The organism is Paenibacillus sp. FSL P4-0176, assembly GCF_037975265.1.
In the GTDB taxonomy this organism is placed as follows: Bacteria; Bacillota; Bacilli; order Paenibacillales; family Paenibacillaceae; genus Paenibacillus; species Paenibacillus amylolyticus.
On sequence record NZ_CP150242.1, the window covers coordinates 3,846,006 to 3,868,996 of the forward strand.

General features: G+C 40.5%; 16 protein-coding genes and 3 pseudogenes. 15 read left to right on the forward strand and 4 right to left on the reverse strand.

All coding sequences use genetic code 11. The features are described 5' to 3' along the window. Positions 1-220: 220 nt before the first annotated feature. The 4 genes and pseudogenes from MKY95_RS17355 to MKY95_RS17370 all read left to right on the forward strand — a co-directional run. Positions 221-691, forward strand: a pseudogene (locus tag MKY95_RS17355) (LLM class flavin-dependent oxidoreductase); the annotation flags it as partial. 256 nt (positions 692-947) lie between these two features. Further along, positions 948-2,126 (forward strand): hypothetical protein, encoded by a 1,179-nt coding sequence (locus tag MKY95_RS17360; protein WP_339193560.1) that lies wholly within the window; start codon positions 948-950, stop codon positions 2,124-2,126. Between the two features lie 422 nt (positions 2,127-2,548). After that, complete coding sequence (locus MKY95_RS17365; protein WP_339193562.1) at positions 2,549-2,686, forward strand: paeninodin family lasso peptide; 138 nt, start codon at positions 2,549-2,551, stop codon at positions 2,684-2,686. Between the two features lie 526 nt (positions 2,687-3,212). Further along, positions 3,213-4,049: a class I SAM-dependent methyltransferase gene (locus MKY95_RS17370; protein WP_047843251.1), complete on the forward strand. Its 837-nt coding sequence runs from the start codon at positions 3,213-3,215 to the stop codon at positions 4,047-4,049. A 188-nt stretch (positions 4,050-4,237) separates the two neighbouring features. Here MKY95_RS17370 and MKY95_RS17375 read toward each other — a convergent pair whose 3' ends face one another. Next, positions 4,238-5,302: a GntR family transcriptional regulator gene (locus tag MKY95_RS17375; RefSeq protein WP_017688249.1), complete on the reverse strand. Its 1,065-nt coding sequence runs from the start codon at positions 5,300-5,302 to the stop codon at positions 4,238-4,240. 261 nt (positions 5,303-5,563) lie between these two features. Between MKY95_RS17375 and MKY95_RS17380 the strand changes: the two genes are divergently transcribed. The 4 genes from MKY95_RS17380 (at position 5,564) to MKY95_RS17395 (ending at position 9,744) form a co-directional block, all read left to right on the forward strand. Then, positions 5,564-6,901 (forward strand): extracellular solute-binding protein, encoded by a 1,338-nt coding sequence (locus MKY95_RS17380; RefSeq protein ID WP_338706171.1) that lies wholly within the window; start codon positions 5,564-5,566, stop codon positions 6,899-6,901. A gap of 84 nt (positions 6,902-6,985) precedes the next feature. After that, the gene (locus MKY95_RS17385) at positions 6,986-7,882 is read left to right on the forward strand and encodes a sugar ABC transporter permease (protein ID WP_315372012.1); all 897 of its coding nucleotides are present in this window, start codon (positions 6,986-6,988) and stop codon (positions 7,880-7,882) included. Between the two features lies 1 nt (position 7,883). Continuing rightward, complete coding sequence (locus tag MKY95_RS17390; protein WP_017688246.1) at positions 7,884-8,732, forward strand: carbohydrate ABC transporter permease; 849 nt, start codon at positions 7,884-7,886, stop codon at positions 8,730-8,732. A gap of 28 nt (positions 8,733-8,760) precedes the next feature. Beyond that, positions 8,761-9,744 (forward strand): family 43 glycosylhydrolase, encoded by a 984-nt coding sequence (locus MKY95_RS17395; protein WP_338706175.1) that lies wholly within the window; start codon positions 8,761-8,763, stop codon positions 9,742-9,744. Positions 9,745-10,370: 626 nt separating this feature from the next. Here the strand turns inward: MKY95_RS17395 and MKY95_RS17400 are convergent. Beyond that, positions 10,371-10,796 carry a GNAT family N-acetyltransferase gene (locus MKY95_RS17400; RefSeq protein WP_339199999.1) on the reverse strand — a complete coding sequence of 142 codons (426 nt, stop codon included), beginning with the start codon at positions 10,794-10,796 and terminating at the stop codon, positions 10,371-10,373. A 157-nt stretch (positions 10,797-10,953) separates the two neighbouring features. After that, a pseudogene (locus MKY95_RS17405) lies at positions 10,954-11,232 on the reverse strand (LysR family transcriptional regulator); the annotation flags it as partial. Positions 11,233-11,721: 489 nt separating this feature from the next. Between MKY95_RS17405 and MKY95_RS17410 the strand changes: the two are divergent. From MKY95_RS17410 to ilvD, 7 genes and pseudogenes are all read left to right on the forward strand, one after another. Next, positions 11,722-12,846, forward strand: coding sequence for an arginine deiminase family protein (locus tag MKY95_RS17410; RefSeq protein ID WP_339193565.1), 1,125 nt, complete (start codon positions 11,722-11,724; stop codon positions 12,844-12,846). Positions 12,847-12,872: 26 nt separating this feature from the next. Next, positions 12,873-13,568, forward strand: a complete 696-nt coding sequence (locus tag MKY95_RS17415) for a response regulator transcription factor (RefSeq protein ID WP_339193567.1) — start codon at positions 12,873-12,875, stop codon at positions 13,566-13,568. Continuing rightward, positions 13,555-14,871: a HAMP domain-containing sensor histidine kinase gene (locus MKY95_RS17420; RefSeq protein ID WP_339193570.1), complete on the forward strand. Its 1,317-nt coding sequence runs from the start codon at positions 13,555-13,557 to the stop codon at positions 14,869-14,871. Before MKY95_RS17415 ends, MKY95_RS17420 begins: the two co-directional genes overlap by 14 nt. A 574-nt stretch (positions 14,872-15,445) precedes the next feature. Then, positions 15,446-17,422: a sigma-70 family RNA polymerase sigma factor gene (locus MKY95_RS17425; RefSeq protein WP_339193573.1), complete on the forward strand. Its 1,977-nt coding sequence runs from the start codon at positions 15,446-15,448 to the stop codon at positions 17,420-17,422. 73 nt (positions 17,423-17,495) lie between these two features. After that, a pseudogene (locus tag MKY95_RS17430) lies at positions 17,496-17,606 on the forward strand (tyrosine recombinase XerS); the annotation flags it as partial. 471 nt (positions 17,607-18,077) lie between these two features. Beyond that, positions 18,078-18,743 (forward strand): GntR family transcriptional regulator, encoded by a 666-nt coding sequence (locus MKY95_RS17435; RefSeq protein WP_047843257.1) that lies wholly within the window; start codon positions 18,078-18,080, stop codon positions 18,741-18,743. Positions 18,744-18,758: 15 nt separating this feature from the next. Beyond that, on the forward strand, positions 18,759-20,450 hold the full coding sequence (gene ilvD / locus MKY95_RS17440; protein ID WP_076317719.1) for a dihydroxy-acid dehydratase: 1,692 nt from the start codon (positions 18,759-18,761) through the stop codon (positions 20,448-20,450). Between the two features lie 1,537 nt (positions 20,451-21,987). Here ilvD and MKY95_RS17445 read toward each other — a convergent pair. Further along, entirely contained in the window at positions 21,988-22,896 is a 909-nt protein-coding gene (locus MKY95_RS17445; RefSeq protein WP_036613873.1) for a DMT family transporter, read from the reverse strand. Between the last annotated feature and the right edge of the window lie 95 nt (positions 22,897-22,991).

Below are 22,991 nucleotides of genomic sequence, written 5' to 3' on the forward strand. Positions count from 1 at the left end.
GAAGAAAAAATACAGTTAACCGATCTTCTCAAGAAGCTCGGACTAGGTGCCAGTAAGATCAACGAATGAATTGAGATGAAACCAACTTTTGGTTTCTAAGCCTCCATGGAACTCATATGGAAGGACAGACAAAGATGGAACAATATTGTATTCACCAAGAAAAAGGTATGGAGATCGGTCTCTATTCCATTTAACAGGCCAGCGCATCTCTGCACAGCAACGGATTTATGAAGACTTTGCAACGTTGGATCTGATTTCAAATGGACGTGCGGAAATTGTAGCAGGACGTGGTTCACGTCTAGGTGCATATGAGTTATTAGGTTTTGATGTGAGTAACTATGAAGAATTGTTTGAAGAGAAATTGGCTTTACTGCTGAAGATTAACGAAGAAGAACGTGTTACATGGCAAGGTGAATTCCGGGCACCACTACATCATACCTAAATCATCCCCCAACCATTACATGGGAAAATGCCGATATGGCGTACAGTAGGAGGACCACCAGCAAGTGCGATTAAAGCAGGTTTAGCAGGATTACCCATCTCCACAACGAGTGTCATGTACGTAGCTAAAGATAGCCAAACAGCCTTAAGTGAATACTACCCATATATTAATAACGTTACTGTTCAATTGAGAGGCAGTGGTTACCATGAGCAACAATTCTTGGCTGCTACCGATTATCGAGATGCACTCTCGGATGACTAGAGCGCTGCTGCATCAAAGCGGATTAGCGCCTCTAAACAGTATGCTACGAAGAATGAAATATGTCGCTGTTAGGTGTTTTCAAAAAATGTCATGTTATATTCCTTAATAATAGTGAAATAATGTCGATAAAATTATATAGTCCAATAGGAGAGGGGAAAACAATGCAAGTTTATAAGGGGCAACCCTATTGAATCTAACTCCGGTTATGAAGTATCAATTCAAAAAGGAAAGTTGAGGTTTTCGTATGAAAAAGAAGTTAATTAGTCTCATGGTAGCTACCCTGGTTTTTGCAAATGTTGGTGGGGTGGTGGCTGCTAAGAATTATGAATCCTTGCCACAAGCGGTTTGGACTCAATCACCGAATGAAGATTACATATCGATTCAACCAGAGAGTTTTTATGTGCCAGGAAAAGATACGCTGTACTTACATGTTGGAGAAGAAAGATTCTCTGAGACAAAAGCTTGGTCACCCGATACACTTCGAGCCGTAGATCCCAAAACAGGAAAGATTAAATGGGTATTCTCGTTTGCAAAGGCGGGATACGGATGGCCAAGTACAGAATATCCTTTTGCTTATGCACCAGACGGTACGGTATACGCCTATTTCTCATTTCCAGGAATTCTTTATTCTGTGAGCCCTGCAGGGAAGGAAAATTGGAGTAAGCGCGTAGGACAAGATCTAGGGGCATTTGATGGCAAGTTATATCGCATGAGTGACGGAAACTTAATTATTGCAGGTCAGAAATCGAATACAATCGGTGCAGAAACGGTACAACTACTATCTTTCGATAAAAATGGCAAGCAGAAAGCAAGTAAGGTGGTATCCGGAAAGCTAACTACTGTGTCGAAGAACCAAATCGCCATAGAGCTGTTAACAAAGCAAGGCAATGCTCAAAAAGTTGAAGTATACAACTCTTCCTTACAGCGCTCATTTCAATACACATTCCCAAAGGGAGCAGGAGTCAACTTTTATACTGCTTTTGCACTCGATGATGGTACTTTTGTGTTTTCAGTATATCAAGCAAATACGCGTAAACTAATAGCTTTATCTCCAAAAGGTTCCGCTATCTGGGGAAGAACAATCGATCAATTTGGGTTTGCTTTCCAAGCTGGGGATGATTATATGGTATTTAATCCTCAAACCAAAAAATTAAGATTGTTCAACCAGAAGGGTTTAGTAAAGGATAGGGTACTATCGAATTTTAATATGTCTGAGGGAGACGGTCTGCCGACAGCAAAGAAAACGGTAGAAGGAAACCTATATGTAGATTTGCTTACCACCCAGTATATTTTAGATGTAAAAACTTTGGCCTCTATTCACGAATTTAATGGAGTAAAAGGGTCTGTATTGGACTACCGTGAGAATAGTGTCTTAGTATACGACTGGAATGAGAATAGGATCTCAAAGCATTTATTGAAATAAGGTTTTAACAAATTCTAAAAAACAAACCGACAACTGAAACAAGTCAGTTATCGGTTTGTTTGATATCATATGATCCAGGTGACCGGTGCTACTCCTTAATAAAGTCAGCCATCAATTCATGAATGATTTCTTTACTGCTCTTCACTTCAGTGATCAGATCAAAAATAGTCCGATTAACGATTAGATGAGTATCAAAATAAAAAAGCTATATAGAGGAGAGTTGGCTTTAACTCGGGTCAGTAGCGCTACAGGGGAATACTTAACCCATAGAAAGGGATGAAATAGTTGTTTACTTAGATACGTATTGTGTCTTATAATTTTCGCAAAGATACATATTGTATCTTAAAAAAGTTTGTATCGCACAAGTAATGTAAGGGTGCTCGCATCTTGGTTCCAGTTTTTGTAGAAAGAGGGGACGACCGATGGAAACGAAAAAAACGCCTTGGCAGGCACCGGAATTAGAGGTGCTGGATGTGCAGCAAACGATGGCTGGCTATGGATTCAGGCAAATTGATTGGATCGAAGAACATGATGCAGACCTATATGATCCATTGTCCTGATGATCATACTTCAAATTGAAAATCGTATTCTTGCTCAAAAGGTCGCCTGTGGGCGGCTTTTTCGATGCTCAGATGAGGGATAAGAACGTAGCCAGCCTCCTGTTGATGTAACATTTGTTCGAATACGTTGCGAAATTCGTTACGCCGCTCGACAAACATTGTCCAATTGAGGCCTCCACGAAAAAATGATATCTCCAAAACGGCTTATACAGACAGTTCATAATTATAACGGAACCTGTTCTTTCAAATCCAGTGGTTGAAACACATGTGATGCATCATCGTAAACGGCTCTTTTTTTGTCAGCTTCAAATGGACGGAGGTGAAGGAGTCAAAAAATACTCTTCTCTAAATACGATTGAATTGTGCATGATCAGATTCCCTTCGCTTCGTAAGTCATTTGGAAGGAAGCATTGCTTACGGACAGTATGTCTGTATTTTTCGGCGCATTCAACCATATATTGGATTCGTTTATTATGTTAAAGAGGTTCTACACCATTTATAGCGTTGTGAGAGGGGAGTGATCATTTTGAATACTTCTAAACAAATGATGTCTCATAATTCCAATGATCGTTTTAGTAAACTTGGAATTTATAGCGTCCAAAGTGTCTTTATTATTCTGTTCTTGCTGTTAACCCCTGTCTACTATTTGAACAAATGGGACTTTAAACGTCACAAAAAGCGGAATCCTTTCTACACCAGTAAATTGGTTCGATTGCAAGAGCGTTATCCGATTTTCTACGAATTGGCCATGTACGTTCAAAATTTTCCTATTCCTCGTAATGTTTACAAAGTTTTACCCCCTTTAAAGGGCGATGTTCTTCAGGTGGGCTGTGGTACAGGTTTATTGAACAAGTATCTTCGCAAGCAGAAGGATGTTCGTTTTCTCAACATGGATCCGAATATAAATGCTCTAAAACTTGGAAAGAAGTGGGGAAGGTTTAATTCTTATATCCATGCTTTCATTGATAAACCGACTTCTTTACCTGATCATAGCTGCGATATGATTTTGTTTGCAAGAAGCTTTCATCACATTCGCTATCACAAAAAAGCCTTCATAGAGAGCTGCAGACTGTTACGTGACGGTGGATCTATCATTATTGCGGACCCGGTTGTTCTCAAGTCTCTTTCAGGTTCTGTAACGGACGGTGGTTATATGGCGAACTCTTCGATTGATGGTGTAATTTGGAGATTTACCAAAGAAACATTAATTACTCACATAGAGCGCTGTCTTCCTCCTGAATTAAAGATAGAATCAGTAACCGAAACGAGACAAGTGCATGTAACGAATTATAACTTATTTGTACCTCAGACAGATATCGTAGTGGTACTACGAAAAAGGGAGGCTGTATACAATGACAACTAAATTTATTTATGGTGTTTGAAATCTGCAGCATTATTCAATGTTTATCCATTGCTCAGCCAGAAACATGTCTTGCGGATAATATAGGTAAAGGTATCTCTCCACAGAGGTGCCTTTTTTTTGTTTTTAGGAACCAAGTCTTGTCCCAAGCTGAAGACAAGATCATTGTGTAGGCTGCAACGTTTGTCGTGTCAAGGGAAGATGAGTTGCACGGGAATAACGGCGTTCTTGGGAGAATAGATATCATCCATTTGTTCACGTAACAGCTTTACGGCTGTTCGTGCCATTTCCTGTTCATCCTGCTGCACATAAGCTACGCCTGAAAGATGTGGATTATCAAAAGATAGCAAGTCGATATTTGAGTGAACGTTCAGAAGACTGATAGCGGCGGATGTAAGGCGTGCTGTTTCTTCAGTCAAGGAAAAGGCTGCCGAAATTCCACTGTGGTTCTGCAAGAAGTTGCTTACATAGTCCAATGCTTGCTCGCTGCGTAGAATGTCGAGAGGGATGTGACACCACAAGCTCTTGTCAATCGAGATGCCTTGATCTGTGTACGCCTGCTCGAAGCCGAGCGTGCGATCCTCGACGGCTGTATTGGCATTTTCAGGTGAGATGAGCGCAATCTGCTGATGACTCTTGGATAACAAATGGGATACAGCTTTATACGCACCGCCGTAATTGTCGGATGTAATGGTGTACGTCTCAATGTTGCGCAGATAGCGGTCGATGAACACACACGGGAATTTATCGAGCGACAGACGCAGTAATGATTCGTTATACTTCTCATCTTCTGTTGGAAAAACGATCAACCCCTTCACACCGAGCTCCGTTAGTGTACGAATGACGTTTGATTCGATAGAGGAGGACTCGCGCGTGATGCTTAGTACCATGCTGAGGCAGGCTTCTTGTAGGAAGTGTTCCGTGTAGTCAACGAGCTTCTGAATGACACGGGTTCTCATCGTCGGAATGATGAAGCCGATGAGCGGCATGGAGCACGCGCTGCTTGGGGATGGCGAGAAATTGATGCTAGAAACAACAAGACTAGAAGAGACGAATGAGCCTTTGCCTTGTACGCGTATAATTAATCCTTCGTCAGCTAGTAGGGTTAGGGCGTTCCTGACGGTTATTTTACTTACTCTGAATTCGTCCATTAGTTCTTGTTCAGAAGGAATGCGGTCCGTTGGCCGAAGCTGCCCTGATTTAATTTTCTGTATAATGTTTTCTCGAATTTGTTTGTAGAGCGCCAGCTTTTTCAAAGAGTAGCATCTCCCCATAAACTTTATGATTTTATAATCAATTGGTTATATAAAGCTTATTTCATATATATTATAATACGGCATGTAAAGCGCTTACAATATGGAATCTGAGAAATTGTTGCGAAGGGGTCTTTTCTTTGAAAGGTTAGAATTATGTTAAGGATGGTGGTGCCAAGATGGATTGTAACCGCTTAAATTAACAGAACTAACTAGTCAGCCGACTTTTCAAATGCATAACAAAAAAGAGAGGATGACGAACAAATGAAAAAACGCAGTGCTTTAATCTCCATCGTTACTCTCCTGATTATGTCACTTGTTTTTACTGCATGTGGTAGTCCTTCTGGTTCAGAAACGGAAACACAACAATTAGGCGCTAATGCCGGTGAGAATGCAACAGAATTATCATTTTGGACATTCGCAGATTTGCACGGCAAGCATTTGGATAAAATGCTGGGGTTATGGAACCAACAGAACCCAGACAAACAGATTAAGTTGAATGTCACGGTTATGCCTTACGATGATATGCACAACAAGCTCTTATTGGCAGTTACAAGCGGAAAAGGTGCTCCTGATATCGCGGATATTGAGCTTGGTCAATTCCCTAAATTCTTGGAAGGTGACAACGTTCCCCTGGAATCTTTGAATGATGTATTTGCACCATACAAAGATGTTGTTGTTCCTTCACGTGTCGAGATTTACTCCAAAGCCGATCAGGTTTATGGCTTTGATTATCACGTAGGTGCTACGCTTGCTTTCTACAACACTGAAATTCTCGAACAAGCAGGTGTTGACTACAAGACAATCAAAACGTGGGAAGATTACAAACAAGCAGGTATCAAGGTTTACGAAAAGACTGGCAAGTACTTAGGTACTGCTGATACATCAGCTTCGTGGCAAGCATCGCTGCTACTAGCTCAGCAAAATGCCGATTTTACAGATGAAAATGGTAATCCAAAAGTGAACTCGCCTGAAATGATTAAAGCGTATGAAATGTTAGTCGATCTGCAGAAGAACAATGTTATTCATACGATCCCTGGCGGACAACCCGACACAGAAGAAGCAAAGGGTGAATATAACAAAGGCAACTACGCAAGTGCATTGATGCCTGAGTGGTACATGTCCCGCTTTGTAAACGAAATGAAAGACCTTAAAGGTAAGTATGCAATAGCTCCATTGCCTGTATTCAAAGAAGGTAATCCTCGTTCCGTTGGCTTGGGCGGTACTGGCACAGTTGTTACTAAGAATGGTAAAGACGTTCAGTTGGCAAAAGAATTTGTAGCCTTTGCTAAGCTTTCGAAAGAAGCTACTACAGAAATCTGGAATACACTTGGATTTGACCCAATCAACATGGAAGTATGGAAAGATGATGCAGTTACGAAAAACCCTGAAAATGAATACGTCCAATACTTTAAAACAAATGCATTTGATACGTTGAATGAAATCAAAGACGAAATTAGAGCGATTAAGTCCGTTAAAGCTTCACCAACCATCGGCAATATATTCAATACGGTTACTTTGAATGCTATCTTTGAAGATGGTCAAGACGTGAAGGAAGCATTGGATGAAGCACAAGCAGCAATTGAACAAGAATTGAAATAAATATAATAAGTAAATGATTTGATTAAACCTGTCGGCAGGTACAGTGGTCGGCAGGTTTAACCATAGTCAAGGGAGATTGAGAATATGATAAAGAAATTTGTATACTCTCAAAAAGTTGCACCTTATGTTTTTGTATTGCCATTTATACTCATATTTTTGATATTCTGGTTTTTTCCGCTTGTAAATTCATTCGTAATGAGCTTTCAAGATAGGATGCTGGGACAGGATCCTAAATGGATTGGTGAAGCAAATTATTCGAAATTACTTACTGATAAAGTGTTTTTGACATCTATTAAAAATAGCGTTGTGTACATGTTAGGAACCTTAGTGCTGTTGATTCCTTTTCCCATGTTATTCGCCGTTATGATCAACAGTAAGTTAATGATGGGAAGAGAGTTTTTTAAATCTTCTTTCTTTCTCCCTGCATTGACATCTGTCGCAGTTGCGGGTACCATTTTCCGCCTTACATTCGGTGAGATGGAAGGTTCATTAATGAACAGTTTCCTAGGTCTATTTGGTGTAGAGCCTATCAAATTTTTGAAAGACGGAAATTGGAGTATGGCAGCACTGTTAATCCTCGCATGTTGGAGATGGACAGGCGTTAATATGCTTTACTATCTATCGGGTTTGAAAAGCATTGACAATGAATATTATGAGGCTGCTTCAATTGACGGTGCATCAGCTTGGCAGAAGTTTAGAACGATCACAATGCCATTATTGAAGCCGACCACGGTATATGTTACCACAATTAGTGTTTATGCAGGTTTAGCAATGTTTACCGAGAGCCTGATGATGTTCAACGGTAACAAATCACCCCAAAATATTGGCTTAACCATTGTTGGATATCTGTATAGACAAGGGATTGAGCAGAATAAGCTGGGTTACGCAGCTGCAGTTGGTATCGTTCTGTTAATCATTGCTATGGTTATCAATTTAACGCAGTTGAAATTTAGTGGAATGTTCAAAAAGGAGGAGGATTAAAGTGGGCAGAAGTCAGACGAGGAGTGATTTCATCTCTAGAATAGTAATTATTTGTTTATTCATTATACTATTCGTTATAATTATGATCCCATTCTACGCAGTGGCCCTATCTTCCTTTAAACCAGGTGAATCATTAGTTAGATATGGTCTTAACCTAAGTTTGGATTTTGAAATCATGAGTTTTGATAATTTCATCTTTCTGTTTACTGGAGAACATGATTATTTTGTGTGGTTTTGGAACAGTATGATTTTAACAATCGTTCAAGTGGTTTTAACACTTTTTGTAAGCGCATTTGTTGCATATGGTTTTGCAGCATATCATTTTAAAGGTAAGAACTTCCTCTTTATATGTGTTTTGCTCATTATGATGGTGCCTTTCGAAATACTGCTGGTTCCTTTGTACAGCCTAATTAATGATTTGGGAATGGTGAATAGCTATTCGGCAATCATTCTGCCCGGTATAGCCAATGCCGCGACAATATTTTTCTTCAGACAATATCTACGAAGCATACCCAAAGAGATTATTCAATCTGGGCGGGTTGATGGCGCAAACGAGTATGCGATTTATTTCAGACTAATTATGCCGATTATGAAGCCATCGTTTGCAGCAATGGCCATATTGAATGGTATGAATAGCTGGAATAATCTATTGTGGCCATTCATGGTGTTGGGAGATCAGAGTAAATATACACTTCCAATCGGTTTGAAAACGTTGTTAACTCCTTATGGCAATAACTATGACTTATTGATCGTGGGCTCCTTCTTCTCCATCATTCCAATTTTCATACTATTCATTGCTTTTCAGAAATATTTCATAGACGGTATGACTGCAGGCGCTGTTAAAGGGTAATCTATATTATGATGAAACAGGTGATAAGATGGAAATCCAACAACGAGCGTCACACGACATTCAACCATTAATTGAACAGAGAGCTGATCCTTTTATTTATAGACATTCGGATGGTTATTATTACTTCGTAGCATCCGTTCCGGAGTATGATCGGATTGAAATCCGTAGAGCCCAGAACCTTGAGAAGCTTGTTACATCAACTCCTGTAGTGATCTGGAGAAAGCGCGAGACTGGTATCCTTAGTGCTAATATTTGGGCACCAGAACTGCATTTTATTGATAACAAATGGTACGTGTATTTCGCTGCCGCACACACGACGGAAACGAATGAAGGCTTGTTCGACCATCGGATGTACGTGCTAGAGAATGAAAATGACAATCCGCTCGAAGGCAGTTGGATGGAAAGAGGGCAGGTTCGTACCGAATGGGAAAGCTTCGCCCTCGATGCCACTACCTTTGAGCATAATGGCAGCCGTTATTACGTATGGGCACAAAAGGATCCGAACATCGGAGGTAACTCTAATCTGTATATATCTAAAATGAGCAATCCGTGGACGCTGACTGGGTCGCAAACGATGATTTCGATGCCGGAATATGACTGGGAGATCATTGGTTATAAAGTGAACGAAGGCGCGGCATTTCTTCGCAAGGGTAATCGGGTATTCCTCTCTTACTCGGCTAGCGCCACCGATTTCAATTATTGCATGGGCCTACTTGAAGCCGATGCGGATGCTGATTTGCTCGATGCCACCTCATGGCGCAAGTCGCAAACAGCTGTTCTCTCGACAGATGAGAGCATCTCAATGTATGGTCCCGGTCATAATTCCTTCACGGTGTCAGAGGACGACGAAGAGACGCTATTTGTGTTTCACGCAAGAACGTACAAGAACATTATAGGAGATCCACTGTACGATCCGAATCGCCATACATTTGTGACAGCGCTTTTGTGGACGGCTGACGGCAGACCCGATTTCCGCGGCTCTGTTGCAGCACTTGCACGTTCTTTACAATGAACGAGTGTCCCAACAAGGTTGGTTGATGGATTTGAGTTCGTTTATCCAACTTGCCAAAGAGAGACAGTTAGAACATCGAAGGCACCCTACTGGGTGCCTTCGATTTCGCTCTACAGATAATACTTCGAACCGTATCATAAGGGCAGGATAGTTTAACAAATAAGTCGAAGAGTTGAGTGGGACTAACCTTGCTTAAAGAGGAAAGAGATAACGTTAAATTATAAAAATGTTGTTCACACTTAAATTAACCATGAATTAACCAAAAGTGAGGAAAAAATACTTGTGATAATTTTGGGTTTTATCGAACAAATAGCTTTAAGTAATGATGTTGATGTTCGAAATGTTGTAAGTGTATCAGTTATGGCTCGGTTAGGCGACGATACAACAGTTCTGACTAACGACTTGAAATATCTAGGGGAACAAACAAATGTATTGTCTAAAGAAATTGAGGCGAGTTATGGAAGAAGTTGCAATCTAAAGATTCGGGAAACGATAGCTCAATAAAACCGAGGATAGGGCAGGTTATAATCAAACTGCTTAGCGACTTTTTTTGTTTTAAGGAACCAAGTTCTTGTCCCAAGCTAAGGACAAGAACAAACCGACCAGATTTACACGTGATAACGGCATCATTTCGATAATAAATCTTTTACCATTAGATAATGCGGAATTCCATCTTCCATAAATACATCGGAGGTAGTCTGGTATCCTAGCTTGTGATAAAATCCCTCTGCATGTGTCTGTCCGTGTAATTTAACTTTGGATATTCCTTTATTTTCTGCAATTTCTTCCAGTGATGTAACGATTAATTTACCGAGACCATATTCGCGATAAGGTTTTAAGATACATATTCGATCTAATTTACCTACGCCATTTCGAATAATAATTCTGCCTGTTCCGGCGGGTAGTTCATTAAAATAGACCAGGATGTGCTCACACTGTCCATCTAAATTATCATAATCATCAAACTCATCTTCAATTGGTACATTTTGTTCTTTCACAAACACTTCTTCTCTTATTTGAAAAGCGATGTTGAGCCCCTCAATTGAGTCTATTTTTTTTTGATTTCATTTCTTATAATCCTTTCAGAAATTCATTTTGTAAACAAATTAAACATACTTTTAGAATGATTATAAACGATAATTTTTTTGTTGTAAATACAACAAAAAAAGGAGGGGCTAAAGGACTACGACAGATCATTAAAGACTCCTAGATACCGAGTGTTAAATTACCAGTTGCCTTATCATTTGTAGTGAGCGCTTGAGTGTACAACTCAATGATTTTTAAAGCATACGGCAGGAATTGATGACCATACTGAGTAAGAACGACTTGTTTACCCAAGCGATCAAAGATAGGTTTTCCAAGTTCAGTTTCCAATTCTTTAATATGCGTTGTGACAGAAGACTGAGCATAACCTAGTTGATAAGCTGCTTTCTTAAATCCCTCTTTTTCAACGATGGTCTTTAAGGTAATTAGATGACGAAGTTCCATAATTACATCCTTAATTAATTGCTCTTAATAGGAGGTTTTATTATGATTTTAATTGAACTTTGGAATCATTATAAGGCTGATAAACGAATTCAAGGGTTGAGCCCTCAAGATGTTGGTTTCTGATCTAGGGGATGTCGATATTTCGGGAGTAACTCTAAATCTCCTGAAGGAATACTTAGCAAAGCAATCTGATCGTCTAAAACCAAGCAGCCTAGGGCACGGTATCCCTTTTGTACGTTCCTTATTTTGCTTTGCACATGAAGAAACCTATCTATCTAGCAATCCTTCTATTAAACTGCATGAGCCAAAACATGGAGAAGCGGGTATTTAAGTTTTTGATGGAAGAAGATGTGATTCATTTAAAGATCTCTTTTCAGACCTTACGGAAAGGAGTTTAAATTAAAATAGTATGCCTTCATAAACTGTTAAGAATTGCTCTCTATAATTCAAACTGTAAGCATTAAAACAAATTATTAGGAGGGCATTAATATGAAAAAAAAGAGTTTGAAGTGGGTTGGATCAACAGCATTATCACTTGTACTGGTAACTAGCATATTACCAGTGGCAGGGGCGACTGGTGTGTCTAAAGTTAATAGAGTTACGGAAGTGAATGGAACTGTGACTACAAAAAGTGAGAAAAACAATGTATATGTAGAGAGTGAGTTCGCCACGCTAAAAAGAGTTGTATTGACACAATCTGAAGCTTTTATGCACTTCAATTTTGATGATTTTCCAGAAGGAGACATGCCTATGCCTGAAGGAGGCATGTCTATAATGAATACGGATCCGGCAGAGGCACAGAAAAAGTGGGAAAAAGAGCGTGAAGATCTTAAAAAGGTTCTTGAAAAATACGGGGTTGAGGTTCAACGTCCACGCCTTTTAAATGAAAAAGAAAAACAACTAGGGGCTGTGAAAGATGGCATTACAGGTGGCGAAGGAGTAACTAATTTCTTTGTCAGAGATCCATTCTTCACAATCGGAAATCATCTAATTGAAGGTTCATTTAAATCGGCTTACCGGAGACTTGAGGTTTTACCTGTTAGAAGTATTCTGGATAAGGAAGCAGCCCAAAATAACGTTCCGCATGTAGCTGTCCCACAACCAGACGTTTCTAAAGGAATCAACTCTGCTGCCGGTCCTTACCTTGAAGGTGGAGATATCCTCGTGTATGGAAAGACTGTATTCGTCGGTAATTCTGGTCTAGCTTCAAACAAAGCCGGTATTGATTGGCTCAGAAACTATTTGACACCATCAGGTTATAAGGTGGTTGAGGTGAAGCTAGAGCCTGGCACATTGCACCTGGATTGTGCTATCAGTTTTGTAAGAGATGGATTAATGATTGTTAGCATGGATTCGTTAGCCAATGGGCTCCCAGAAGAACTTAAAAATTGGGACAAAATCGAAGTGAGTTACAAGGATGCTCAAGATTTGGCAGTAAATGGATTGCCAATCAGTAGCAAAGTATATGTTACGGACATTGCATTCAAAAATACAATTGGAAAAGAGCTTGAGAAAAGAGGAATCAAAGTAGAATATGTTGATTACGAAATTTCTCGTTCTTTCGGCGGAGCTTTCCGTTGCAGTACACAGCCATTGCTTCGCACGGATAGCTAAAAGTTAAATCAAGTATGAGGTGAACTATGACAAGCCGGATTTTAGTGGTTGAAGATGATCAGGAAATTCGTGATCTGCTACGTATGTCTCTTGTCCGTGAAGGTTATGAAGTAACAACAGCTAAAGATGGAGAACAGGGAATTGAATTAGTAAATGAGTCATTGGATTTGGTGATTCTGGATATTATGATGCCTGGAATAAACGGACTGGAGGCTTGTATACGAATCAGAGAACGATACAATGTTCCTATTCTTTTTCTAACTGCTAAATCCGGAACTTTGGACAAAACGGAAGGTTTGCTTGCTGGTGGAGATGATTACTTAACTAAACCTTTTTCTGTACAGGAGCTTCTGGCAAGAGTTATTGCTTTGTTGCGTAGGTATACGATTTATCAAGATAAAAAGGATTATGGCGAAACATTTCTTATCGGAGGACGCTTAAAAGTAAGTGGACAATTTAACGATGTATGGAAAGGCAGTCAGAAGATTGAGCTTTCCGATCTGGAGTACGGTCTACTTAAACTGTTGATGACCAGAAGAAATAAAATTTTCTCTGCCCAAAATATTTATGAGAGTATTTGGAAGGAACCTTATTTCTACAGTTCAAATAATACGGTAGTAGTACACATCCGAAAATTACGATTGAAAATCGAAGAAGATCCAGCAAAACCAGCGTATATCTTAACGGAATGGGGAAGAGGTTACCGTTTTGGCCACTCATAAACTTACTATAACTAAAAAGTTGACTGTTTTAATAATTATTGCTCTCACCATAAGTGTTCTTTGTTTTTTACTTTTGCAGTCCATAAGCAATCGGGTTATGGATCATTATTTTACTTCTGATGAGCGTTTAAAGTCCGAATCTCAAGTTTACGTCCAAAAATTTTCAGAATATGTTTCAGCAAACGATCTGTCAACGACAGATCGTATTGCGTTTTCAGACTGGATTAAAAGTCAGAAGAGTAATTTATTTTTATACGTATTTCAGAACCAGGTGCTTCAATATGATTCCTTGTACCATGCTGATGACGAAGGAGCATATGGAAGTCAGCCTGAAACTGATTATGATCGACGGAACTCTTACCCAGTAAAATTTAAGGATGGGACAGGTAACGTTTCAATCTATGGATTTTATTTTTCTCACTACTATAATGTGGCCTACATGCTTGAAATATTGCTGTCCGCAATGTTATTTATAACCATTGTTTTATTTGGAATACGTAGAGGGATCAAATATTTAAGCACAATTAATAATGAAATTCATATCCTTGAAGGCGGCTCATTAGACTATTCTATAACGGTACGAGGGTATGATGAATTGGCGATGATTGCGGAAAGTATAGAGGAACTACGTAAAGCATTTTTAGGCAGGTTAGAAAGGATAGAAAATTTGCAAAATGAGAGTAGAAATCTTGCAACCGAAATGTCTCACGATATGCGTACGCCACTGACATCTCTCATCATGTATTTAGAGTTTGCCCGTAATACACCAGAAGATTTATGTGTAGAAACAAGGTATCAAATCGAGAGTGCGTATCAAAAGGCTCTCCAACTTAAGAATCGTACAGACGATCTGTTTTCATACTTTTTATTAGATAAAGAGAGGGAGGCAGACTTAGTAACCCTTTCAGTTCGGGAATCAATTCATGATGTATTGTCAGATATTACAGCTGTACTTCGAGCGGAAGGATTTCAGGTGCTTGTAAATGCCTCCCCAACGGATGTCATAATTATTGTGGAAATGGAAAATATTGGACGTGTATTTGATAATTTTCTGTCGAACATACTAAAATATGCAGATCGAGAGCAAAAAATTAATTTATTTACTTATATAGAAGATCATCATTTTGTGATTTGTGTAGAAAACAAATTAAAAATAAATAATGAATCTGTAGAAAGTTATAAATTGGGTGAAAAAATCATAGAAAAAGTTATGCATCGGATGATAGGACAATTCTCTTCATCTGAAGATCGAGAGAATTACAAGATTATCCTGAAATTTAAAATAAGTCGAGCTTTTAAATAGCTGACTAAAATTGCATGTAACATGTTTTCGTAGATCTATCACGTTGACTGTATTCAATTCGTTCGACGATGAAGTTATGCGCGGGGTTGTTACGACAAAACGGGTAATTCTGTTGGAAGAAGGTACAGCAGAGATGAAAGGGCTAATGGGCAGTAAAGGGGCTCAACGAAGCGAGCACTGGAAATCTGCCCACAAAGATCCAGCCACAACTCATGTTCACCTTTATAATTGGACTGATGAAGTGAAAGAGCTAAAGGTACTGGCCCATGCTGATCGATCGACCACAGGATGCCCTGACATCACGAGAATCAATATTTTTCCAGCCCATTCCAAAATGAATTGTCGAGGGACAAGAACATATTCCCATTGAAGTCGCTATTTTAGCGGCTTTTTTATTTTATCGGTACAAGTTCTTGTCCCAAGCTAAGGATAAGAACTTGTACCGATTGCCGATTAGGTGTATATCTAAATAATCAGCATATGCACTTATTTGGGAACAACTATAAGAATAATGTTACATTAATTAAATCCAAACCCCCGAGTTAGCTGTCTATATAACAGGAGGTGAACGACAATGATCGATGCACAGCAACAAATCAACGCCGCACAAAACGGAGATCACGATGCCTTCGTTTCTCTTATAAAGGATCGAACGGATAAGCTGCACCGAGTGGCTCGCCATTATGTACGGGAGTCCAAAGATGCGGAGGATATCGTTCAGGATGCCCTGGTTAAGGCTTATGAGTCACTGCAAACGCTGCAACAAGCCGAAGCGTTTGAGAGCTGGCTTACCAGAATTGTGGTGAACCGGGCGCTCAATCATTTGAAGAAATCCAAGCGTGTTCACCTGAGCGAAGACCCGCAGGCGCAAGAGCCATTGGTCGTTAATGATATCGATCAAACCCTGGATCTGGAGCGTGCATTGGCCAGTCTGAATCCGAAGCTGCGTCAGCTCCTGTTCTTAAAATATAAGAAGGACCTGACCCAGCAGCAAATCGCCCATCTCCTGGATATGCCATTAGGTACTGTAAAAACACAATTACGGAAGGGGCTGGAACATTTGCGCAACGAAATGGCTCAAGATTTTCTCGAACGAGACCTGGATACATTACGCCTGCAGTTAAGACAACAGGCAGAGCACCAGTTTGCCGTTTCACCGGATTATGATCTGATCGTCAATGACTATCAAGAGAACACCGGGAGGGGAACAGGGAAGGGAGAAGCGGGATTCTTATGGGTTAAAACGGGGAGTGATGACGCCGTTTCTGCCACGCTCTCTAGGGGCGGCAACTTGCTAGACTATGCCATTTCCTGGACCTCATTGGACAACGAGACACGGATATCTGAGGAGGAGCTCAAACAGCAGGCAGAGCAATTCCTGGAAGATCATTATCCCGGCGCACTGCGTGATTTTCCGTATTGTGAGATGGAGTGGATGGAAGGGATGTTTGTGTACACACGACAGCAGAAGGCGATGGGGCTGCCGCTTCCTGAGACGGGATGCCTGATTATGGTTCATCCCAGCGGTCGCGTGGTCGGATTTAGGTACTATGGAACCGTTCCAGGGCCAGCACTCCCAACCATGATCACACCAGAAGAGGAACAGATGGCGTGTATGAAGGCGAATTTTTTGCTACATGTGGAATATTGCGTATTGGACAAAGCCGTGTACACGGATGGTGACGATCAGGTCCATCTTGTTTACGCCCCCCGAAGTAGAGGACTAATCTATACTGCATCATCACAGGAGGAAGTTCCGACAGCCTATAGGGCAGAAGCTGTCCCCTCTGACCCAAGAACTCTGGACGAGTGGCCAGGTGAGTTCCCGTCCGCACGAAGCCTAGAAGAGTGGATTGGCGTAGACAACGACCATTTTCAGTTAGTACAAGACGACAATATTGGCTCGAACACCAAGTTGATGGTGTGGAAGCAACAGAATGAAGAGCGTCCAGCCAAGAATGACCGGTCTTGGAAGGCCTATTGGGCGGATCAGATGGAGGGAGCGGTCAAGGCGCGAGTAGACAGCCAATCCGGACAACTGATTGACTTTGTTTCGCATGGTAAGCCAGATCAACTAGCTCCATTAACCTGGGATCGAGACGCATGTATAGAAGTAGCTATGGACTATGTCCGAGGACTAGCAGCCGAAATGTTGCCGTATCTCAAGCTTCTAACTGAAGAGAGCGACGACGAAGATCGTTTGGAAATCATTCGCTTTGGTGTATATGTTCAAGACATATCTGTCAGGGATGAATGCTATCAACTAGCTGTTGACCGCTCTAATGGGAGGGTCAAAAGTTTGATGTCCCCCTCCATAAGGCCAGAACAGTTAAAGAAGCTGGAGACCGTGCCTTCATTTGATTACCAGACAGCTATCCTCCGATGGACGGCACAGGCCAAGCTGCGTCTGCAATGGGAACGGATGCACAATGCTAGGGCGGAAGAGGCCCCGTACGAACTAGTGTATCGAATGATTGGTAGCGAGCACGAGCGGACGCCCGAAGTGCTTGATGCGCATACGGGGAAGTTATACGAAAATACTTTTTACTGACAAACAAAAACATCTAGCCCGAAACTAAGGGCTGGAAGGCATTCAAAAGCCTGCGGACGTAGAACAGCATTTTAAAAATAGACGTTTAACACAACGTTCTATAGAAAAACTTGTTGAGAAATATGCAACAGCCTTTGGAAAGCCGGCTTTGACGGTTCATTCTTCTTTGAGGCATTCATTTGCCATTATTTAGACAAAGGGCATAAATTCATGAATCTGGAGGATGCGAGAGTCGATCAAACCGGCATATTAATTGTGTCCATTGAATTTTAAAAACGCCGAACTCGGAATATGAGTTCGGCGTTTTAGGTAGATTATACGACGGAGGGGTGGGAGTTAAAACTACAAACTCATGTCGAGGGACAAGAACATGGTCCGATTGCCGATTAGATGTGTACTAAATAAAAAGTACATAAGCCCTCATTAGTAGCAAATAATTTTATATAAGAACATTCACATTAAAATATATTACTTATGTAACATTTCTCAAAGAAAGACTTTTAATTTATAGTTCTCTTTTTTGTCTCAAACTCTCAATAAAAACAGGTAGTGATCTCGATAAACTTAATGGAGCGAGTAAATGAAATAATAATTGCTTCTCGATCGTGTATGCGATATATTGCATATAAGAATAATTGTAATGAGGATGAAAACTATGCCAATACCTAAAGATTTTTCCTTACCAGTACGTATGTCCGCAAAAGAAAGAGCGTTTTCTCAGATTCAACGATGGATTATTGATGGAACACTGCAACCAGGTGAAAAGCTTATTGATGCGGAAATGGCTGAATCGCTTGGAGTCAGCCGGACACCGATTCGGGAGGCATTTCAGTTACTCGAAGTTCAAGGCCTCGTGTCCATGCATCCAGGAAAAGAAACAAAAGTAACGAATATTGAGAAAAACGATATTTTTAAGATGTATTCAACGATGGCTGCTCTTCAGGCTTTGGCTGCTGAAATTACCGCCAAAATTATTGTTCCAGAACAGATCGAGAAACTAAGATCCATAAATTTGGAATTCGCAAGTTCTATTAAAAATGGACAAGTTTATCAGGCTATGGAGGTGGATGAGCAATTTCATAATTATATTGTGGAGCTCTCAGATAATCCTTATGTAGCTACATTTAATACATCTCTTCAGATTCACATTAGGCGATTTAAGTACGTATTTTTAAAACAACCTATTACGGCTACACTAGCTTCAGTTGAAGAACATGATCAGATTATTAAAGCTTTTGAAGGCAAAAATAGCAACGATGCCCATAATTTAATGAAACAAAATTTTATTCGACCGATGCAGGAACTGAACGAAATACTTTGAAATGAGGGAAGAAACATGGAAAATAAAAAAGATCTTCGCATTCGAAGCAAGGTAATCAGTGAAGGTGCTAACCGGGTACCGAACAGAGCGATGCTGCGTGCAGTTGGATTTCAAGATGAGGATTTTAAAAAGCCAATGATCGGAATAGCAAGTACGTGGAGTGAAGTAACACCGTGTAATATGCACATCAATGATTTAGCGGTGCAAGCTAAGCTGGGCGCACGTAATAACGGCGGTGCTCCACTAATTTTTAATACGATTACCGTTTCTGATGGGATCTCGATGGGGCATGGCGGGATGTTGTTCTCGCTACCAAGTCGGGAAGCTATAGCTGATTCGATTGAAATTGTGACCGGAGCCGAGCGTTTTGACGGCGTTGTTGCAATCGGTGGGTGTGACAAGAATACGCCTGCATGTTTGATGGCTATTGGACGGATGAATATTCCTTCTGTTTATGTATATGGAGGAACCATTCAACCTGGTAATCTCGACGGTAAAAAAGTGGATATCGTTTCAGCTTTTGAAGCCGTTGGGCAATATCAAGATGGAAAAATAACAGACGAACAATTGCATAAGGTCGAATGCAGTGTTTGTCCAGGTCCAGGGGCTTGTGGGGGGATGTATACCGCTAATACGATGGCCGCAGCTGCAGAAGCAATGGGTATGTGTTTGCCTGGTTCTTCTTCGACATCAGCTATCTCAGCGGATAAAGCATTGGAATGCGAAGCAGCCGGTAAGCAGGTCATCTCACTTCTTGAACAGGAAATCTACCCAAGAGACATTATGACGAAGAAAGCATTTGAGAATGCGATCACCGTTGTTATGGCTCTAGGGGGATCAACCAACGCATTTCTCCATCTGCTAGCTATTGCGCACTCCGTAGAAGTGGATTTAACCTTGGATGATTTTGAACGAATTCGCTTGCGTGTTCCTCATTTGGCAGATCTGAAGCCAAGTGGTCAGTATGTCATGCAGGATTTGAATGATATTGGTGGTGTTTCCGGGGTAATGAAGCTATTGCTCGCTGAGGGATTACTTCATGGGGATTGCCTCACCGTAACTGGTAAAACGTTGGCGGAGAATTTAGCGGAAGCTGCTCCACTACAGAATGATCAAGAGATTATACGTCCACTCAATAATCCGCTTAAACCAAATGGACCACTGGTTGTGCTTCGAGGAAACCTAGCTCCTGAAGGCGCTGTTGCCAAAATGTCAGGCATGAAGATACAACAGTTTTCCGGACCGACAAAGGTCTACGATAGCGAAGATGAAGCGACAGAAGCGATCATGAATGATGAAATTCAAGAAGGGGACGTATTGGTCATACGCTATTGTGGACCGAAGGGTGGACCAGGTATGCCTGAGATGCTTTCCGTTACAGCACTCATTGTAGGGAAAGGTCTCGGTGGGAAAGTTGCTCTCATAACAGATGGTAGGTTCTCGGGTGGCTCGCATGGATTTGTAGTTGGCCATGTATCCCCTGAGGCACAAGTAGGTGGACCGATCTCTTTGCTCCAAAATGGAGATATTATCACCATCGATAGCGACATTCAGGAAATTAAGGTTGAAGTGCCAGAAGAAGAGTTGGCCGCTCGAGCGCAAGCTTGGGTACAACCGCCACTGAAAGTGAAATCCGGTGTACTTGCCAAATATGCTAAATTAGTTTCCTCTGCTTCAAGAGGTGCAGTAACAGATTTGATGGAATAGACAATTAAACATTGATGCTACATATAAAATGGGAGGGGAGAAGCTACTACAACGAATGCATGAAGCGCGCTAAACAAAAAAACGCCAGCTTTAGAGATCAAGAATGTCGCAAGAAAAAGATGAAGAATTTAGTTTCATCATTTGAAAATGAAGTGCACCCCCTAGAATAGACATTGGAAAAACCCCTGAGTTTAGCCGATGAAATTCTAGGGGGTGTATTTTTGCTTGTACCGTTTCTCGACTTTCATTAATTGGGGGTTCGCTACGAATAGCAGGCAGGTTCCGGCTAGTGTTTGGATGGTCTAAATCTGGAATGAGTAAATATTGCCAATGCAGGTCGCTAGCCCGTTAGGCAATCCAAACTAGCTGCTTTCAATATTAAATTAAACTCTCGAAGAAAGGGAAACAGAAAAATGTCGAGGGACAAGAACATAGTCCGATTACTGATTAGATGAATATCTAAATAGTATCATGACAGAACTTATGGCGAGACAAAAGCACAATTCGCTTTCTGAAACCAAGAACTCAGTTCCATTGCTGAAAAAAATGACGCTGTCAAAGGTGAGTATAGTTATAAAGTTCTTGTCAAAAGAAACTTGGAGCCATGAAATTTATAAGGGTTACGGGTATACGAGCTCCTAAAACGAAACCCTTTTACTTATGTTCAAAATCTAATCTGAAATAACCCTGTATTCTGGTCCCAAAATGGAACATGAGTTGTCGAGGGATAAGAATATGGCACGATTAGGAAAATACCTAATCGGTTTTCCCTAGCTAATTCATGCATCTATCGCTCAGGATAGTGTAACTATGGCGATACGAAAAACTGGAACCGCAATCAATATATATTCGCAGATAAGGTTTCTTTTAAAACATCTTCAAATATAAAAAGAAAGTTATCTATTCTAAATAAGAATTAGTACTTTTTTGCAAACAATTTAATGACCATTCTTTATAAAGAATGATGCAAACATCAGTGATTGTTGGACAAGATTTAAATTTTTTCTTCTATTATAGATCTACTCTCATTTGTTCGTTAGTGCAGTTCAACATGTAGTGTTTTGATTCGGTCAGATAACAGGTACAGGAACATCAATTTGTACATTGCGATTGATCTCCTTAATGTACAAATTGTAGATAGGCGCTGGGGCACGTTTAATCTGTCAGCCATTAAACTATTTGAGCAGAAGAACTCGCATATACAAAACAAACATGAGGAGTTGCAACCGGGCAAAGTTCCTTAGAAGTATATAAAATGTTAGTGCGCGCTCCTCTGGTATCCTATACTTAGCAGCTATCATAACAAATTCTCGATGTTGGGTAGGATCACCCCCAGAAACAAGATTAAATTATTCTTCCACATATTACCTTGTTGATCGCTAGAAGGGAACCAAACGGTTCATTTTCGTTTACTAGTACAACTGGGCAAGTTCCAAACAGTCTTGTAATGCTCCAAGTCTTGTTCTGAAATTTTTGGATTATTGCTATATGTGTAACGATAGAATTCACAAATAGCTTTCTCTTTACATCTCTAAGTCTAAAGAGATGTATATTCCTTCATAGAAGATTGTGGTCTTAATCCTCTTTGTCTTATGCTACTAAATGAGATACCGCATAAAATAATAATCACTCCAAGCCATTGAGACCAACCTACAAATTCTCCTAGTACAAGAGAAGACATTATAACGGCCATGGGTAATTCAGATGCGGTCATAATTGTACCCATTCCTGAACCGATATGGGGCATACCTATGGAGTACAGAAGTGGAGGCAATACAACGCCAAAAACTCCGAGAACTAATCCATATGGACTCAATCCTGCCAGCACATCCAGGTTGAATAAGAAGGTTGGAGGGAAAACCACAAAGACAGTAATAACAGCTCCAGTTGAAAGAAGGGCGCTTTTCAATACGGGCGAAGTATCTTTCGCAACAGAACCACTGAGGAAAATAAATAAAGCGAAAGTTGAAGCAGCCAGTAGTCCCCAAATTGTTCCTTGCCACGATAACGAGAGATTTCCTTGAGAAAAGACGTTAGCCGCTAGTACGGAACCGAAAAGCAGTACACCAATCGAGATTAGTTTGCCCCCGGTAGGTTTTTTCTTCTGAAGGACCCATTCGTATAATGTTCCAATCCAAACAAACTGAAATAGTAAGACAATAGCTAGAGAAGCATTTATGCTCTGTAGTGATTGATAATAAAACATACCTGTCAGTCCAAAGGGGATTCCGGATAATAGAAGTTTTGTAATTTGCTTGAGAGTAAGGCTTCTCTTTTTGACAAAGATCACAAATATCCAACTTAAAACTGCACCAAAGAAATATTGTGCGCCAGTGACTTCTGGTGTTGAAAAGCCAGCGTTATAAGCCAGTTTAACAAATGTGGAAAGTATGCCGTAACAACAGCCTCCCAAAAATACAATAAGTGCATAATGCCATAATTTCATAAATATTCCTCCTTTTTTGCATACAAAAAAACCACACAAATGCGCATAGGCATTCGTGTGGCGAAAATAGAGATCACTCTCTAGAAAAATCCACA

Coding starts and splice junctions, on each gene's coding strand:
- MKY95_RS17425 (WP_339193573.1), top strand. CDS start 15,446: ATGATCGATGCACAGCAACAAATCAACGCCGCACAAAACGGAGATCAC.
- MKY95_RS17395 (WP_338706175.1), top strand. CDS start 8,761: ATGGAAATCCAACAACGAGCGTCACACGACATTCAACCATTAATTGAA.
- MKY95_RS17435 (WP_047843257.1), top strand. CDS start 18,078: ATGCCAATACCTAAAGATTTTTCCTTACCAGTACGTATGTCCGCAAAA.
- MKY95_RS17385 (WP_315372012.1), top strand. CDS start 6,986: ATGATAAAGAAATTTGTATACTCTCAAAAAGTTGCACCTTATGTTTTT.
- MKY95_RS17410 (WP_339193565.1), top strand. CDS start 11,722: ATGAAAAAAAAGAGTTTGAAGTGGGTTGGATCAACAGCATTATCACTT.
- MKY95_RS17360 (WP_339193560.1), top strand. CDS start 948: ATGAAAAAGAAGTTAATTAGTCTCATGGTAGCTACCCTGGTTTTTGCA.
- MKY95_RS17415 (WP_339193567.1), top strand. CDS start 12,873: ATGACAAGCCGGATTTTAGTGGTTGAAGATGATCAGGAAATTCGTGAT.
- ilvD (WP_076317719.1), top strand. CDS start 18,759: ATGGAAAATAAAAAAGATCTTCGCATTCGAAGCAAGGTAATCAGTGAA.
- MKY95_RS17365 (WP_339193562.1), top strand. CDS start 2,549: ATGGAAACGAAAAAAACGCCTTGGCAGGCACCGGAATTAGAGGTGCTG.
- MKY95_RS17380 (WP_338706171.1), top strand. CDS start 5,564: ATGAAAAAACGCAGTGCTTTAATCTCCATCGTTACTCTCCTGATTATG.
- MKY95_RS17445 (WP_036613873.1), bottom strand. CDS start 22,896: ATGAAATTATGGCATTATGCACTTATTGTATTTTTGGGAGGCTGTTGT.